Annotated in this window: 15 protein-coding genes; all 15 read left to right on the top strand. The window is 63.7% G+C overall.

Annotated features, from left to right (window positions below):
* Positions 1 to 42: 42 nt before the first annotated feature.
* The 15 genes from ABD884_RS16865 to ABD884_RS16795 all read left to right on the top strand — a co-directional run bounded on the left by ABD884_RS16865 (position 43) and on the right by ABD884_RS16795 (position 16523).
* A complete protein-coding gene (locus tag ABD884_RS16865; protein ID WP_345048264.1) occupies positions 43 to 1593 on the top strand; it encodes an ABC transporter ATP-binding protein in 1551 nt (516 codons plus the stop codon).
* On the top strand, positions 1586 to 2959 hold the full coding sequence (locus ABD884_RS16860) for an ABC transporter permease (protein WP_345048261.1): 1374 nt from the start codon (positions 1586 to 1588) through the stop codon (positions 2957 to 2959). The genes ABD884_RS16865 and ABD884_RS16860 overlap by 8 nt, the downstream gene beginning before the upstream one ends.
* On the top strand, positions 2956 to 4467 hold the full coding sequence (locus tag ABD884_RS16855; RefSeq protein ID WP_345048257.1) for an ABC transporter permease: 1512 nt from the start codon (positions 2956 to 2958) through the stop codon (positions 4465 to 4467). The genes ABD884_RS16860 and ABD884_RS16855 overlap by 4 nt, the downstream gene beginning before the upstream one ends.
* Positions 4468 to 4469: 2 nt before the next feature.
* A complete protein-coding gene (locus ABD884_RS16850) occupies positions 4470 to 4880 on the top strand; it encodes a cytidine deaminase (RefSeq protein WP_345048255.1) in 411 nt (136 codons plus the stop codon).
* The gene (locus ABD884_RS16845) at positions 4877 to 6187 is read left to right on the top strand and encodes a thymidine phosphorylase (RefSeq protein WP_345048252.1); all 1311 of its coding nucleotides are present in this window, start codon (positions 4877 to 4879) and stop codon (positions 6185 to 6187) included. The genes ABD884_RS16850 and ABD884_RS16845 overlap by 4 nt, the downstream gene beginning before the upstream one ends.
* A 65-nt stretch (positions 6188 to 6252) precedes the next feature.
* Entirely contained in the window at positions 6253 to 6903 is a 651-nt protein-coding gene (locus ABD884_RS16840) for a DedA family protein (protein WP_345048249.1), read from the top strand.
* A 221-nt stretch (positions 6904 to 7124) separates the two neighbouring features.
* Positions 7125 to 7832, top strand: a complete 708-nt coding sequence (locus ABD884_RS16835; RefSeq protein ID WP_345048246.1) for a DedA family protein — start codon at positions 7125 to 7127, stop codon at positions 7830 to 7832.
* Between the two features lie 28 nt (positions 7833 to 7860).
* Complete coding sequence (locus tag ABD884_RS16830) at positions 7861 to 8979, top strand: adenosine deaminase (RefSeq protein WP_345048244.1); 1119 nt, start codon at positions 7861 to 7863, stop codon at positions 8977 to 8979.
* Between the two features lie 85 nt (positions 8980 to 9064).
* Complete coding sequence (locus ABD884_RS16825) at positions 9065 to 9703, top strand: MazG nucleotide pyrophosphohydrolase domain-containing protein (protein WP_345054970.1); 639 nt, start codon at positions 9065 to 9067, stop codon at positions 9701 to 9703.
* Between the two features lie 93 nt (positions 9704 to 9796).
* Positions 9797 to 11077 (top strand): phosphopyruvate hydratase, encoded by a 1281-nt coding sequence (eno, locus tag ABD884_RS16820; RefSeq protein ID WP_345048242.1) that lies wholly within the window; start codon positions 9797 to 9799, stop codon positions 11075 to 11077.
* A gap of 156 nt (positions 11078 to 11233) precedes the next feature.
* Positions 11234 to 11920 (top strand): FtsB family cell division protein, encoded by a 687-nt coding sequence (locus ABD884_RS16815; protein WP_345048240.1) that lies wholly within the window; start codon positions 11234 to 11236, stop codon positions 11918 to 11920.
* A 56-nt stretch (positions 11921 to 11976) separates the two neighbouring features.
* Entirely contained in the window at positions 11977 to 12693 is a 717-nt protein-coding gene (locus ABD884_RS16810; protein ID WP_345048238.1) for a DUF501 domain-containing protein, read from the top strand.
* Entirely contained in the window at positions 12690 to 13637 is a 948-nt protein-coding gene (locus tag ABD884_RS16805) for a Ppx/GppA phosphatase family protein (RefSeq protein WP_345048235.1), read from the top strand. Before ABD884_RS16810 ends, ABD884_RS16805 begins: the two co-directional genes overlap by 4 nt.
* The gene (locus ABD884_RS16800; protein ID WP_345048232.1) at positions 13637 to 15013 is read left to right on the top strand and encodes a S8 family serine peptidase; all 1377 of its coding nucleotides are present in this window, start codon (positions 13637 to 13639) and stop codon (positions 15011 to 15013) included. The genes ABD884_RS16805 and ABD884_RS16800 overlap by 1 nt, the downstream gene beginning before the upstream one ends.
* Positions 15014 to 15083: 70 nt before the next feature.
* The gene (locus tag ABD884_RS16795; protein WP_345048230.1) at positions 15084 to 16523 is read left to right on the top strand and encodes an NAD(P)/FAD-dependent oxidoreductase; all 1440 of its coding nucleotides are present in this window, start codon (positions 15084 to 15086) and stop codon (positions 16521 to 16523) included.
* The last annotated feature ends 106 nt before the right edge of the window (positions 16524 to 16629 follow it).

Here is a 16629-nt window from a genome sequence, read left to right as displayed (position 1 = left end):
CGGTGATGACGAGGAGCCATCCTTTATAGATGGGTTGGAGTTTTGAAACTCGAACTGAAAGGGATCACGAAGCGCTTCGGATCCCTTGTAGCCAATGACCACATCGACCTCGTGGTTGAACCCGGCCAAGTCCATTGCCTCTTGGGCGAAAACGGTGCCGGAAAATCCACCCTGATGAATGTCCTTTATGGACTCTATGACCCCAGCGACGGTGAAATCCTGATCGACGGCAAGCCGGTCGTCTTCAAGGGCCCAGGGGATGCCATGGCGGCCGGAATCGGTATGGTCCACCAGCATTTCATGCTTATTCCGGTATTCACCGTGGCCGAAAATGTCGCGTTGGGAAATGAAGCCACCAAGGCAGGCGGTTTCCTGAACCTGGATGAAACGCGCCGCAAGATCTCCGAGATTTCCAAGCAGTACGGGTTCCACGTCAACCCCGATGCTCTCGTGGAGGACCTTCCCGTGGGCGTGCAGCAACGGGTTGAGATCATCAAGGCGCTGGTACGCGACGCCGAAGTCCTCATCCTCGATGAGCCGACAGCCGTTCTCACTCCGCAGGAAACCGATGAACTCCTGGATATCATCCGACAGCTCAAAGCGGACGGAAAATCAATTGTCTTCATTTCGCACAAACTGCGTGAGGTGAAGGAAATTTCGGACATCATCACCGTCATCCGTCGGGGGAAAGTGGTGGGCTCGGCGGATCCTTCAGCCTCCCCGACGGAGCTCGCTTCGGCGATGGTGGGCCGGGCGGTCAACCTGACCCTGGAGAAGAAACCCGCGCAACCGGGTGAGCTGACCTTCAAGGTCCGGGACCTCACCGTCGTCGACCACAATGGCCAACACGTCGTGGACGGGCTGAGCTTCGACATCGCCAAGGGGGAAGTGCTCGCCATCGCCGGTGTCCAAGGCAACGGCCAGACGGAGCTGACGGAGGCCATCCTCGGCACCCAACCCCACGTGACCGGGTCCATCACCCTCGACGGGGTCGAACTGCTCGGCAAGAGCGTCAAAGAGGTTCTCTCCGCCGGCGTTGGATTCGTCCCCGAGGACCGCAAGATCGATGGCCTGGTAGGTACGTTCTCCATTTCCGAGAATATGATCCTGGACCTCTATGACAAGCCGCCCTTTGCCCAGGGGATCGGCATGAAACCGGCCCTGATTGCTTCCCATGCGGCGAGAAAAGTCGAGGAGTTCGATGTTCGGACGCCGTCGATCGATGCCGCCGTGGGCACGCTCTCCGGCGGTAACCAGCAAAAGGTGGTGCTGGCGAGGGAGCTGTCCAGGCCATTGAGGCTCTTCATCGCGTCCCAGCCCACGCGTGGCCTCGACGTCGGCTCCATAGAATTCGTGCACAAACGGGTCATTGCCGAACGGGACAACGGAACTCCGGTGATGATCGTGTCAACGGAGCTCGATGAAGTTCTTGAGCTCGCTGACAGGATCGCCGTTCTCTACCGCGGAAAGCTGGTTGGAATTGTTCCCGCCGGCGCCTCCCGCGATGTGCTCGGCTTGATGATGGCCGGCGTTCCGGAACATGAGGCTGAACTGGCCGCGCACAAAACCCTCGAGGGAGGAACACATGTCTGAGTCCAACATCCCTCGGCAAGAAAACGGCGTCGAGCCGGAGCGCCCGGAAACACTGAGCGATGAGGTCGTCCTGGATGTCGCCTTGGACACCGCGGACGGTGCCATGGCGCCGTCTGCGATTCCGGCCACTAGCCAGGGTGGCCGGATCCCGCATGCCCCAAGTGGTTCTCTCTTCCGTCAGATCGTGACGGGAAACGCCATGGTGTCGGTGTTGTCCGTTGTTCTCGCGATTGTGCTCGGCGGAATCCTGATGGCTGTGACAAACCCCAGAGTGGCCGAAACTGCGGGATATTTCTTCGCACAGCCGGGGGACATGCTCACTGAGGTCTTCAAGCCCTACGTGGCACTGGTCCAAGGCTCGCTGTTCAACTGGGCCGGGGCCGACGCCGCAGCCCAGCTGTACCCGATCACCGAGACACTCACGGTTTCCACGCCCTTGATTTTGGCAGGACTCGGCGTGGCCCTGGCCTTCCGCGCGGGGCTGTTCAACATCGGCGCTCAAGGGCAAATCATCTTCGGCGCCCTGTTCGGCGCATACGTCGGCTTCACCTGGCATTTGCCGTTCTTGGTTCACCTGCTGCTTGTCATCGTTGCCGGATTCGTTGGCGGCGCGGTGTGGGGCGGCGTCGTAGGACTCCTGAAGGCCCGGACCGGTGCGCACGAGGTCATCGTGACCATCATGCTCAACTACATCGCCAATTTCCTGCTCCTGTTCCTCCTGACCACTCCGGCTTTCCAGCGCAAGGGCTCTACCAACCCGATTTCGCCCTTCCTGGACCAGTCGGCACTTTTTCCAGAGCTCCTGGGGCCCCAGTTCAGGCTCCACGCCGGATTCCTCTTGGCAGTGCTGGCAACGGTCTTCGTCTGGTGGCTCCTGAAACGCTCCACGCTCGGCTTTGAATTCCGGGCCGTCGGTGCGAACCAGAACGCAGCACGCACAGCCGGCATCAACGTGCCGCGCGCCGTGATACTGGTGATGGCGATTGCGGGTGCCCTTGCCGGACTGGCAGGCATCGCGCAGGTATCCGGAACGGAAAAATACCTCTCGGGAGGCGTAGCGGCTTCCATCGGATTCGATGCAATCACTGTTGCGCTGCTGGGACGTTCGACGCCGTGGGGAACCTTCTTCGCCGGTCTGCTCTTCGGTGCGTTCCGTGCGGGAGGCGTCGCGATGCAGGCCGAGACCCAGACGCCCATCGACATCGTCTTGGTCATCCAGTCCTTGATCGTCCTGTTCATTGCGGCACCGCCGCTGGTGCGCGCGATCTTCGGACTCAACCCCCGGAAAAAGAAGAAGGCCACGGGCGGCCCTGGCTCCGGATCCGTCACCTCCGGAAAAATCGAGAGCGGAGCTGCGACAGCATGAGCACCACAACAACCCAGTCCGGTAGTGGTAAGCCCGCCGGCCGCGCACCTGCGCGCTCCGCTAAGACGGGTTCCAGCGAGCTGGTGAGCTGGAAAGCCGGAATCGGCCTGTCCCTGCTCGCCATCCTGGGAACCGTGCTGTTCGGCTTCATGTCCGATTCGAAGTCCGCAGGCTTCGGCATCGCCGAGGCGGCCAACGAAGCGGCCTCCAACGTAGCTGCGTGGGTCACGCTGGTCCTGGCCCTCCTGCTTTCGGCGTGGCTCGGCTACTTGTGGTTCGTCCGCCGTCGTGCTGGCCTCACGCCGGGGGGAGGCACAGTACCGCGTTGGCTGCCCGCCTCCACGGTCGCCGCCGTTGCGGTTCTGGGCCTTGCTGCGCTGGGAGTCGCGAAGGTTGCGAAGATCACGCTTCCTTCCGCCGCCATCGGCTGGATCAGCGCGGTGGTTCTCCTGGGCTTGGCTGGCTACTCCGTCTACCGCACGCAGGCGAAGAAGGCCACGCCGCGCTGGGTGGGAGGTACCTTTGCAGCAGTGTTCCTCATTGGGTTCATGGTCTGGATCGTGGCCGGTGGAAATGGCGACGCTCCGTCGATATCCCTCGCCGGGCTGATCGCCGGCTCCGTCACCTTGGCCGTGCCGCTGGTCTTCGGCTCCCTTTCCGGCGTCCTGTGCGAACGCGTCGGCGTAGTGAACATCGCCATTGAAGGCCAGCTCCTGCTGGGAGCGTTCTCCGCTGCGGTCGTTGCCACGGTGACACAAAACGTTTACGCCGGACTGGTCGCGGCGGCCGTTGCCGGAGCCCTTGTTTCCTTGGTCCTGGCTGTGGTGAGCATCAAGTACCTTGTCAACCAGATCATCGTCGGCGTCGTGCTCAATGTGCTGATCAGCGGCCTGACGAGCTTCCTCTTTTCGACGCTGCTGACCGCCAACCCGGACGGACTGAACAAGCCCGGCCGCCTGCCTCCGGTCGATATTCCCTTCCTGTCCGATATCCCCATCATCGGACCGATCCTGTTCCACCAATCCCTGGTGGGCTACTTGATGTACGTCGCCGTGATCGTGGTTTACCTCGGCCTTTTCCACACGAAGTGGGGGCTTCGAGTGAGAGCCGTCGGTGAGCACCCGCAGGCAGCGGACACCGTGGGCATCAACGTCAACCGGACCCGTTTCTGGAACGTGCTCATGGGCGGCGCCATCGCGGGCATTGGCGGTTCGTTCTTCACGCTGGTATCCGTGGATGCATTCAGCAAGGACATGTCCGGTGGTCGCGGGTATATCGCCCTGGCGGCGTTGATCTTCGGACGCTGGAACCCTATCGGCGCCTTCCTGGCCGCATTGTTGTTCGGCTTCGCGGACAACCTCCAGAGCGTCATCACCATCATCGGATCTCCCGTGCCGAGCCAGTTCATGGCCATGCTGCCCTACGCGCTGACGGTCTTCGCCGTCGCTGGACTGGTGGGTAGGTCCCGTCCACCGGCGGCAAGCGGCATACCGTACGTCAAGGGTTGACTGTGGCCGTCACGGATACCGACGTGGACTGGGCTGCCCTTGAGGCTGCCGCGGTTGCCGCCATGGAGAAGGCCTACGCTCCGTATTCGAAGTTCCCGGTGGGGGCTGCAGCCCTCACCGAGGACGGCCGGATCGTCAGTGGCTGCAACGTGGAGAACGCCAGCTATGGTCTCACGCTGTGCGCCGAGTGCGCTCTGGTGGGAGATCTCCATATGGGTGGCGGCGGCAGGCTACGGGCGTTCTATTGCGTCGACGCGAAGGGCAATGTTCTCATGCCGTGTGGACGCTGCAGGCAATTGCTGTATGAATTCCGGGCACCCGGCATGCAGCTCATGACAACGCAAGGCATCAAGACCATGGACCAAGTGCTGCCCGATGCCTTCGGTCCCGACAACCTGAAGGAGAACCGGTGACACAGACTGAGGCGTTTGATGCCGTTCAGATCATCAGCATCAAGCGGGACAAGGGCACCCTGACCCCGGAACAGATCGACTGGACCATCGATGCCTACACCCGTGGTGTCATCGCCGACGAGCAGATGGCGGCCCTGACCATGGCCATCCTGCTCAATGGGATGGACCGTGCCGAGATCTCGCGCTGGACCGCGGCGATGATCGCCTCGGGTGAGCGGATGGACTTCTCCGGCCTTCAGCGGCCTGACGGCGGCGTGAAAGCCACCACCGACAAGCACTCCACCGGGGGCGTCGGGGACAAGATCACGCTTCCACTGGCGCCCTTGGTAGCCGTCTTCGGTGTGGCGGTTCCCCAGCTTTCCGGCAGGGGACTGGGCCACACCGGGGGCACCCTCGACAAGCTCGAATCGATTCCCGGTTGGCGGGCGAACCTGAGCAATGCGGAAATCCTCGCGCAGCTGCAGGACGTGGGGGCGGTGATCTGCGCTGCCGGCACTGGCTTGGCTCCGGCGGACAAGAAGCTTTACGCCCTCCGGGACGTGACGGGCACGGTGGAAGCCATCCCGCTGATTGCCTCGTCCATCATGAGCAAGAAGATCGCCGAAGGCACGGGATCCTTGGTGCTTGACGTGAAGGTGGGCTCGGGGGCGTTCATGAAGGACGAAGCCCGCGCCCGCGAACTGGCGGAAACCATGGTGGCGCTGGGCAAGGATGCGGGTGTCAACACGGTGGCCCTCCTGACCAATATGAGCACTCCGTTGGGCCTGACCGCGGGCAATGCCATCGAGGTGGAGGAATCGGTAGAGGTGCTGGCCGGCGGCGGTCCGGAAGACGTCGTCGAACTGACCATCAGGCTCGCCGAGGAGATGCTCGCCTGCGCTGGAGTGCACGACGCCGATCCCGCGGCCGCCCTCCAGGATGGCCGCGCGATGGACGTCTGGAACCGCATGATCACAGCCCAAGGGGGCGATCCGCGTGCCGCCCTGCCTGTGGCCAGGGAATCCGAGATCATCCCGGTTCCGGCCGACGGCGTCCTTGTGGAGCTCGACGCTTTGTCCGTGGGTGTGGCTGCGTGGCGCCTCGGTGCGGGACGGGCCCGGAAGGAAGATATCGTCCAGGCCGGTGCGGGGGTGCGGATGCATGTCAAGCCGGGCGCCTTGGTGCGGGCGGGGGAGCCGCTCATGACTCTGCTGAGCGACACGCCGGAAAGATTCGAAAGAGCCAAGGAAGCCTTGGAAGGAGCCGTGCTCATCGCGCCGGAAGGCTCACGGCCAGCGCAACGGCTCATCATCGACCGGATCTCCTAGGCTGGTCTCCCGCGCATTTTCGGACGTCCGGGAGACAATCCCCACTGCCGTTCGTTGGGAAGACCGTGCAAGCCATCAACGACTTCATCCTCGCCGCAGCCGGGCAGCCCTGGGTCTTGCTTCTGGTCTTTGCCTGCTGCGTGATCGACGGTTTCTTCCCGCCTATCCCCAGCGAGTCGGTGGTGGTGGGGCTCGCGGCCGTTTCCGCGACCACCGGGGTGCCGAGTGCATGGCTGCTGATCCTCGTGGGCGCGCTGGGGGCCTTCATAGGGGACAACATCGCCTACATGATCGGCCGCCGAATAGGTGTCCGGCGCTGGCGATGGATGCGTTCCCAAAGGATGCAAGGTGCCTTCCGGTGGGCTGGACGGGAACTTCGACGCCGGGCCGCGTCACTGATCATCGTGGCCCGTTTCATTCCCATCGGCCGCGTGGCGGTCAATCTCACGGCTGGCGCCACGCATTTCTCGCACGGCATGTTCGTGGCGCTCACGGCCATGTCTGCCGTCCTATGGGCCAGTTACTCCGTCGCTATCGGTTTGTTCTTCGGCCAATGGTTCGAACACAATCACCTTCTGGGGGCGATCATCGCGATCGTCGCGGCCGTCATCCTGGGAATCGTCGTGGACCGGATCATCAGCAAAGTCCGCGGCGCAACGACCGCCACGGAAGTGGATGCAGAAGCGGGCGAACCTGAAGGGGAACCAGTCCAGTAGGCGGGATCGCAAACTTGGGGCGGGATGTCTCCTCCCTGGGTATGAACCGTCCGTACCGGAAGATCCATCCCGGGGAGGATGCCTTGGCCGGGTCTTCCGGACTAGCGTTAAGTTGTGTTCCTCTCCGGCCGGGGCGTAGCGAACGACGCTCCGGCCGTGGGACACTGGATAGCGACCTATGTCACCAAACCGTGTGACTTTCCTTGAGGAGCAATGCCTGCGTGGAATTCATGAACCACATGCTCGAGCACGCCGCCGGGCAACCGTGGATCTATCCGGTCCTCCTGGTCTTCTTCTTCATTGACGGCTTTGCCACGATCCTTCCGAGTGAAACCGCGATCGTCGGGCTCTCGGCCCTGGCAATGCACCGGGGCGAGCCCAATCTGTGGCTCCTCGGCGCTACCGCGCTTGTCGGGGCCATGGCCGGTGACAACATGGCCTACATCCTCGGTCGCAAGATCGGTTTGGACCGTTGGAAATGGATGCGCAAGCCGAAGGTCCAGAAGATGTTCGCTTGGGCCCACTACGAACTGGACAAGCGCGGCGCAGTCCTTATCTTCACCGCACGGTATATCCCCTGGGGCCGTGTGGCGGTGAACTATGTGGCTGGACAGACAGGATTTCGCCACAGGACCTTCTTCTTGCTGGATGCCTTCGCCTGCTTCACCTGGGTGGGGTATTCGATCGGGGTCGGCTCACTAGCCGGCCACTGGGTGCACAACAATCCGCTCCTGGGAGTCGGAATTGCCGTGGCATTCGCTGTGGTGCTCGGTGTGATCGTCGACCACACGCTGCGTTGGTGGCACAAGCACCTCGAAAAGAAAGACGCCGAAAAGAAGGAAGCGGCTCCCGCGGGAGCAACCGCGGAAGATGCAGATGCCGCCGTCAACGCGACGGGCGGCGTCGAGCGCTCGAAGCGCGCTGGCTAAGCACCTTCCGTCCCCCTAGAGTTGAGGGGTGACTGACCCCATTGTTGATGCCGCCCCTGCCCTTGACTTCGACCTGAAGAGCCTGCCGAAGGTTTCCCTTCACGACCACCTGGACGGGGGACTTCGCCCGGCTACCATCATCGAGCTGGCGGAGGCCGTCGGCCACACACTGCCTTCGACGGATCCCGTAGCGCTGGGCCAGTGGTTCCGTGAGTCGGCCGACTCTGGTTCTTTGGTCCGCTACCTCGAAACCTTTGATCACACGATTGCCGTCATGCAGACCAAGGAAGGCCTGGCGCGGGTTGCCAAGGAGTTCGTTGAGGACCTTGCCGACGACGGCGTCGTGTACGGCGAGATCCGTTGGGCACCTGAGCAGCACCTCCAGAAGGGTCTCACCCTGGACGAGGTTGTGGATGCCGTCCAGGAAGGGCTCGACGCCGGCGTGGACGCCGTGGAGGAGTCCGGCCGCCAGATCCAGGTGGGTCAGCTCATCACGGCGATGCGCCACGCTGACCGCGGCCAGGAAATCGCTGAGCTCGCCGTGCGTCACCGCTACAACGGGGCGGTCGGCTTCGACATCGCCGGAGCCGAAGACGGCTTCCTGCCCTCCCGTTTCAAGGACGCGTTCACCTACCTGGCCGAGCACAACTTCCCGGCTACCGTGCATGCCGGCGAGGCAGCAGGCCTGGAAAGCATCCAGTCCGCCCTGGTTGACGGACGTGCCCTGCGCTTGGGCCACGGCGTGCGCATCGCGGAGGACATCACCGTGGACTTCGAGGACACCGTTGGCATGGTCACGTTGGGTGAGGTGGCCGGCTGGGTCCGCGATCGCGGAATTGCGCTGGAAATCTGCCCCTCGTCCAATCTGCAGACCGGAGCGATCGCTAACTTCGGCGAAGGCATCGAGAACCATCCGCTGGACATGCTCTACCAGCTCGGCTTCAACGTCACCATCAATACGGACAACCGGCTCATGAGCGGCGTGACGCTCACCGACGAGTTCGAACTTCTCGTGGAGACCTTCGACTACGATCTCGACGATCTCCTCGAGCTGACCCTGAACGCGGCCGAGTCTTCGTTCCTGCCGCTCGACGAAAAGGAAGCCTTGGTGGAGTACATCAACGACGCCTACGCCAACCTTGGCTAAGCAGACTCCTGTGGGCGGACCTTCCGGAGGTCCCGTCGCGGTGCTCGTGCAAAAGATTGCCTCGTTGCGGGAGCACTGTCCGTGGATGGGTGCGCTGACCCACGAATCCTTGGTGGAGTACCTGATCGAGGAAGCGTACGAGGTGGTCGACTCAATCGAGGCCGGCGCGTCCGGTTCCGATACTGCCGACGAACTCCGTGGCGAGCTGGGCGACGTGCTGCTTCAAGTGGTGCTGCACGCCCGGCTCGCCGCGGAACACGGACAGTTCACCTTCGACGACGTTGCCCGCACCATCACGGAGAAGATGGTGCGGCGCAATCCGCACGTCTTCAGGCCGGACGGAACCTTGCAGGATTCCTTCCCGGCCACCGTGGAGGAGATCGTTGAAAAGTGGGATGCCGTGAAGAAGGCCGAAAAGCCTGAACGCGAGGATCCCTTCGCAGGCATTCCACCCCATCTGCCTGCCCTCGCCCTGGCGCAAAAGTCCCTTGACCGTGCCGAGCGCGCGGCGCGCTCGGGTGGTGCGGAACGTGGTGGTCGCCCGGTTGCCGCGGCGGAGGTTCCCGACTCGGAAGCCGCGCTTGGAGACTTGCTGCTTGCCGTCGTCGCGGGCTCGAAGGAGAAGGGGTTCGACGCCGAACGGGCCTTGCGCGGCGCCGTCCGCCGCTACCAGGGACGCGACGGCGAAGCCACAAAACGTGAGGAACCCGACGCTGTTCCGTAACGTTGGCCGGTCTCGACTAGGCTAGTGGCGACGAGGACGTCGAGAATTTCCCTCAAGATTCCCAGTAAATCGCTTCACCATAAGGAGCAGTCCATGGCGCTTATCGATGCCATCCACGCCCGCGAGATCCTTGACTCCCGCGGAAACCCGACAGTAGAAGTTGAAGTTCTGCTTTCCGATGGCCAGATCGGCCGCGCGGCAGTTCCCTCCGGCGCTTCCACCGGCGAGCACGAAGCCGTTGAACTGCGCGACGGCGACAAGGGCCGTTACCTTGGCAAGGGCGTCCAGAAGGCCGTTGACGCCGTTATCGATGAAATCGCCCCGGCCCTGATCGGCTTCGACGCTACGGACCAGCGCAGCATCGACCAGGCCATGATCGACCTCGATGGCACCCCGAACAAGGCCAAGCTCGGCGCCAACGCCATCCTCGGCGTTTCCCTCGCCGTGGCGAACGCAGCTGCTGCGTCCGCGGACCTGCCCCTGTACAAGTACCTGGGTGGTCCGAACGCCCACGTCCTGCCCGTCCCGCTGATGAACATCCTCAACGGTGGCTCCCACGCCGACTCCGACGTGGACATCCAGGAATTCATGATCGTCCCGATCGGTGCCGAGACCTTCTCTGAAGGCCTGCGCTGGGGCGTTGAGGTGTACCACAACCTCAAGTCCGTCCTACAGGCCAAGGGCCTTTCCACCGGTCTCGGTGACGAGGGTGGCTTCGCCCCGAACCTGCCGTCCAACCGCGCCGCACTGGACCTGATCCAGGAAGCCATCAAGAACGCCGGCTACACCCCGGGCAAGGACATCGCCCTGGCACTGGACGTCGCCTCCTCCGAGTTCTACAAGGACGGCGCCTACCAGTTCGAAGGCAAGGCACTCTCGGCCACCGAGATGAGCGCCTATTACGCCGAACTCGTTGCCGACTACCCGCTGGTCTCCATCGAAGACCCGCTGGACGAAAACGACTGGGAAGGCTGGAAGACCCTCACCGACTCCATCGGCGACAAGGTCCAGCTGGTTGGCGACGACCTCTTCGTGACCAACCCGATCCGGCTGCAGCAGGGCATCGACTCGGCCACGGCCAACTCCTTGCTCGTCAAGGTCAACCAGATCGGTTCGCTGACCGAAACCCTGGACGCCGTTTCCTTGGCCCAGCGCTCCGGCTACACCACTATCACCTCGCACCGCTCCGGCGAAACCGAGGACACCACCATTGCTGACATCGCCGTTGCCACCAACGCCGGCCAGATCAAGACCGGTGCCCCGGCCCGCTCCGAGCGTGTTGCCAAGTACAACCAGCTGCTGCGCATCGAAGAAGAACTCGACGACGCCGCACGCTACGCCGGCCGCAGCGCTTTCCCGCGTTTCAAGGGCTAGTATCCGCTGAAACAGCTGACCGGTGGCTATGGTGGAAAGACCATAGCCGCCGGTTCTGTTTAACGAAATGTGCGAGCACTTCGGCAACCGCAGGCTCCGTGAGGTACGCAACGCGCAGCAACCCGCCAGGCAAGCACCAGGCATTACAGGAGTGTCATGGCCACCCGCCGACCCAAGGTCCCCCGGGCAGATGCCCTGGGCCGCTCGCCCCAAAAGAACCCCGACGGCGGCCACGTTATCCGTGCCGACTTCGGTGAACCCCGCAAGGCAACCCGCGCGCAGCAGGAGACTCCGGTCCACACGGGCTCCAGCTCGGCGTCCAATGCCAGCGCCGAAGACAGCACACGGAACGGCGGCGCGCAAAACAAAGGACAGCCTGGCGCTAAGGCCGGATCTCCGGCGCCGAAGCCAGGACATTCGAATCAGGGCGACAGCCACAAAAGCGCCCGCCCTGTACCGGCAAAGGCCTTCTCCGGCCGCATGCTTGCCCTCGCCGTGGTGATGATCGCGATCACCATCATGCTCGCGCCCACGGTCAAAATCTGGTTGGAGAAAAAGGCGGAAATCTCCGGACTGGAAGCCGACATCGCAAGCAAAAAGACCGAGCAAACCAGCCTCGAGAAGCAGATCACACGGTGGCAGGATCCCAACTATGTGAAACAACAGGCCCGGGACCGCATTAACATGGTTATGCCGGGTGAAGCAGGCTACTGGGTGTTTGGTGGAGATGTTCCCGCCGGCACACCGGGCGGAAGCACCGGCTCAGGAGCTTCCGGAAGCCCGAGCAATCTGCCTTGGGTAGATGGGCTGTGGGAATCCATCAGGCGCTCGGCAACAGACTAGACACGGTGCCCGCCGCCGTCGCGCCCGGAAAGGTGCGGCCAAATAGGGCAGGAAGGATGGCAGCGCCAGTGGAGAACACCTCGGCACCTGCATCGCAGGAGTCCCGCAAGCCATCAGCACACGATCTTGAAATCCTTAGCCGGCAGCTGGGACGGCCGGTGCGCGACGTCGTCGAAATCCCGGCGCGCTGTGTGTGTGGCAACCCGATTGTCGCCGCCACCGCGCCTCGGCTGAGCAACGGCACCCCGTTTCCCACGACGTTCTACTTGACCCACCCCGTCATCACCGCCGCCGTGTCAAGGCTTGAAGCCGGAGGGCTCATGAATGAGATGAACGAACGACTCACGGCCGACGAGCCGTTGGCAGCGGCGTACCGGGACGCCCACGAAGCCTATCTCCGGGCGCGTGACGAGATCGCCGGACGTGCCGGAACCGGAGAAGTTCCCGAGATCGCAGGCGTCTCTGCCGGTGGCATGCCCACCCGCGTCAAATGCCTGCACGTCCTGGTTGGCCATTCCTTGGCCTCTGGCCCCGGGGTCAATCCGCTCGGCGACGAGGCCATCGAGGCGATCAGCGAATGGTGGACCGCGGACCGCTGCTACTGCGACGGTGCGTGGGACAGTGCTGGAGAGGCACCGTCCAAGGACCTCAGCCGTCACGGGCCGCAGGGCCTGCCGGACATCGTGGGCCGTCCCGCGCCGGTCCGCAAATCCAAGGCCTCTTCGGCAACACAGCCGCTGGATGAATCAATCGTGGGGGAGCGCGACGCATGAGCCGGGTAGCTGCCATCGATTGTGGCACCAATTCGATCCGCCTCCTGATCGCGGATTCCAACGGTGTCGATGCAGGATCCCCATTGCACGACGTTGTCCGTGAGATGCGCGTGGTGCGCCTGGGACAGGGAGTGGACGCGACGGGCGAGCTCGCCCCGGAGGCCCTTGAGCGCACCTTTGCGGCCACCAGCGACTACGCCGAGTTGATCCGCCATCATGGAGCCGGGAGGGTCCGCTTCGTGGCCACCTCCGCGAGCCGCGACGCCCGCAACCGGGACGTCTTTGTTGACGGAATCCGGGATCTGCTGGGCGTCGAACCCGAGGTCATTTCCGGCGACGAGGAAGCCGCTTTATCCTTCGCGGGCGCAAGCAGCGTGTTGCCGTCGCGCGGCAAGGACCCGGTGCTTGTCGTGGACCTTGGAGGCGGAAGCACTGAGTTCGTCCTGGGAGACTCCGACGGGGTCATCGCCGCCAAATCCGTTGATATCGGGTGCGTTCGACTGACCGAACGGCACCTCCGCAACGATCCTCCGACGCCGGAGCAGATCGCCGCAGCGGAAGCCGACGTCGACGCAGCCATTGACCTCGCCAGCCGCACGGTCCCGCTTGGCCAGGCCACCGCCGTCGTGGGAGTTGCGGGCTCCATCACCACGATCACGGCGCATGCCCTGGGCCTGAATGAGTACGATCCCGCGCTGATCCACGGTGCCAGCCTTGACCTGGCGACCATCAGCGACGCGGCCACGTGCCTGCTGGAAATGAGCCGCGAAGAGCGTGCCCGGCTGCCCTACATGCATCCGGGGCGTGTCGATGTCATCGGGGCCGGAGCACTCGTGTGGCGCCGCATCCTTCAGCGCGTGGCTGAGCTCGGAGATGGCTCCATCAGCGAGGCTGTTTCCAGCGAACATGACATCCTCGACGGCATCGCCCTGAGTATTCGCTGATGACGCTGCAACACCGCTGGCACCGCTGTGCAGTGTCGGCCGCGCTGGCTGCCGTGCTCGCCGGGGGAGGCTTGGCAGGGACCCTGCTCACTGCGCCCGCGGCGTCCGCAGACTCCTGGCGGGACAAGGAATACTGGCTCAACGAGTACGGTATTTCCGCCGCCTGGCAGGTATCCAAGGGCGCGGGCGTGAAAGTGGCCATCATCGACAGCGGGGTGGATGGGCAACACCCGGATCTCAAGGGTGCGGTGGTCGGCGGAACTGACGCTTCCGGCGCGGGCGATCCGAACGGACAAAAGAGCATCGGGGCCAAACCAGAACACGGGACCCTCGTCGCCACGCTGTTGGCCGGGCGCGGACACGCTTCAGCCGACGCATCAGTGTCGGCTTCTCCCTCGCCCGCTTCCGGTGTTGGTCCGGACGGAATCGTCGGTGTTGCCCCCGAAGCCGAGATTTTGTCCGTTTCCGCTTGGCTCGGCTCGCCGAACCCGGCGGGAAAGACGGACCAGGAACAGATTCCCGAAGCCGTTCGATGGGCGGTGGACAATGGGGCCAAGGTCATCAATATTTCCCTCGGCAGTACTTCCCCTGATTGGCCCCAGAGCTGGGACGCGGCGTTCCTCTATGCCGAACAGAAGGACGTGGTGATCGTGGCCGCTGCGGGCAATCGGATCGGCGGAAATGTCCAAGTGGGCGCACCTGCCACCATTCCGGGGGTCTTGACCGTGGCAGGTCTTGACCGGAACCGTACGGCCAGCGTCGACGCTTCTTCGCAGGGGATCAGCATCGGCGTTTCGGCCCCGGCGGAAAAGCTGGTGGGTGGACTCCCCGGGGGAAGCTACGAAGATTGGGCCGGCACGTCCGGCTCCGCGCCGATTGTCTCGGGAGTTGCGGCACTCATCCGGTCGAAATGGCCGGATATGAGCGCCAAGCAGGTCATCAACAGGATTGTGTCCACCGCGGAGGATGCAGGGGTGCCTGGAAAGGATCCCATTTACGGCTACGGGATCCTCAACGCCGAGGCGGCGCTCACGGCCGATGTGCCGGAGGCCACGAGCAACCCGGAGGGATCCATCGCGGACTGGATCCGGGTCCATCGTCGCGGCGACCTCAGCAGCCCCACACCTGGTCCAAGCGCCAAACCGAGCAGCCCCCCGGCCGCGTTGGCGGACCCCACGGTTCCTGTCGCGAAGACGCCAACCGAGGCCGATACGGCCGTTCCGGCAACAGTAGTCCTGGGTTTTGCTTTGCTGTTCGCGGGGATTGTTGCGGGTGCCTCGATCCACTTGACGCGCGCTTACCGGATTTCCCGGGGGCTTCGTGAGGAACCCCGGACCGGCGGTGTCGAGGTTGTCGATCCGAGTACCAGAAAGTAGCCTCCCACACTGTGGGAGGCCTCGGAATCTAGTTAGTGAAGATTTTCACAAGGTGCTGTACCCTAGTCTTATGGCAACCACCCCTGAGCTCATTGACCGTCCCCGTGTTCTCGTTGTCGGCGGCGGATACGTCGGCCTGTACGTAGCACTCAAGCTGCAGAAGAAGATCGCTAATGCCGGCGGAATCGTTACCGTCGTCGATCCCCTTCCCTACATGACGTACCAGCCCTTCCTTCCCGAAGTGGCCGGCGGCAACATCGAGGCACGCCACGCCGTCGTCTCCCATCGCCAGCACCTCAAGCAGACGGAACTCATCCAGGGCCGCGTTACCGGCATCGACCACCAGAACCGCACCGCCGTTGTTGCTCCGGCCGACGGCGGAGATCCCTTCGAGATCCCTTACTTCGACGTCGTGGTTGCCGCCGGCGCCATTACCCGCACCTTCCCCATCAAGGGCCTGGCTGACGAAGGCATCGGTCTGAAGACCATCGAAGAAGCAGTAGCCCTGCGCAACAAGGTCCTTGAACGCATCGAGGTCGCGTCCACCATGACGGACGCCGCTGAGCGCGCCAAGGCCCTGACCTTCGTGGTTGTAGGTGGCGGATTCGCCGGTATCGAGTGCATCACCGAGATGGAAGACCTTGCCCGCGCCGCCGTGAAGAACAACTCGCGCATCCGCCAGGAAGAAGTCCGCTTCGTCCTTGTCGAGGCCATGGGCCGCATCATGCCCGAGGTCACTGCAACCCAAGCCGAGTGGGTTGTCGGACACCTGCGCAGCCGTGGCATCGAGGTCCTCCTCAACACCTCCTTGGACAACGCCGAGGGTACCCTCAAGCTCATCAACCTGCCGGACAAGACCCCTGCACAGGAATTCGAAGCCGACACCCTCGTGTGGACTGCAGGCGTGCAAGCCAACCCGATGATCCGCTCCACCGACTTCCCGCTTGAGCCCCGCGGCCGGGTCCGTGTTCTCCCGGACCTGCGTATCGCAGGTGACGAGGGCATCATCGACAACGCCTGGGCGGCCGGCGACATTGCTGCCGTTCCGGACCTCACCGGAAGTGGCCTGCCCGACGGTACTTGCGTCCCGAACGCACAGCACGCACTGCGCCAGGCCAAGCGCCTTGCAAAGAACCTGTGGGCCTCCCGCTGGGACAAGCCCATGTCCGACTACAAGCACAAGAACCTCGGTGCGGTTGCCGGCTTCGGTGAATGGAAGGGTGTTGCCAACATCAACATCCTGGGCCGTATCGGCCTCAAGGGCGGCCTCGCCTGGTTGGCGCACCGCGGTTACCACGGCCTGGCCATTCCGACCGGTGAGCGCAAGGTCCGCGTGATCTTCAACTGGCTCCTCGGCATGATCATGGGCCGCGACACCACCCAACTGCTGGATCTCGACAACCCGCGCGGAGCCTTCGTGGCCGCGGCCACCCCGGCCCCCAAGCCGGCTGCCGCACCCGCCCCGGCCGCTGAGCCGGCCAAGGCTCCGGTCACGGCTGACGCCAAGTAGCAAACGCCAAGCACCCCCGCCGACGGCGGCCGCTTCCCACGCAGGGGGCGGCCGCCGTCGGCATTTAATTGCCGGAGTCTAGCTGCCGGCCCGGCCGCGAGGGGGT

Origin of the sequence: Arthrobacter methylotrophus (assembly GCF_039539965.1) — a bacterium.
GTDB classification, from domain to species: domain Bacteria; phylum Actinomycetota; class Actinomycetes; order Actinomycetales; family Micrococcaceae; genus Arthrobacter; species Arthrobacter methylotrophus.
Note: the sequence above shows the minus strand (reverse complement) of the source record. Positions and strands in the feature narration are given on the sequence as shown.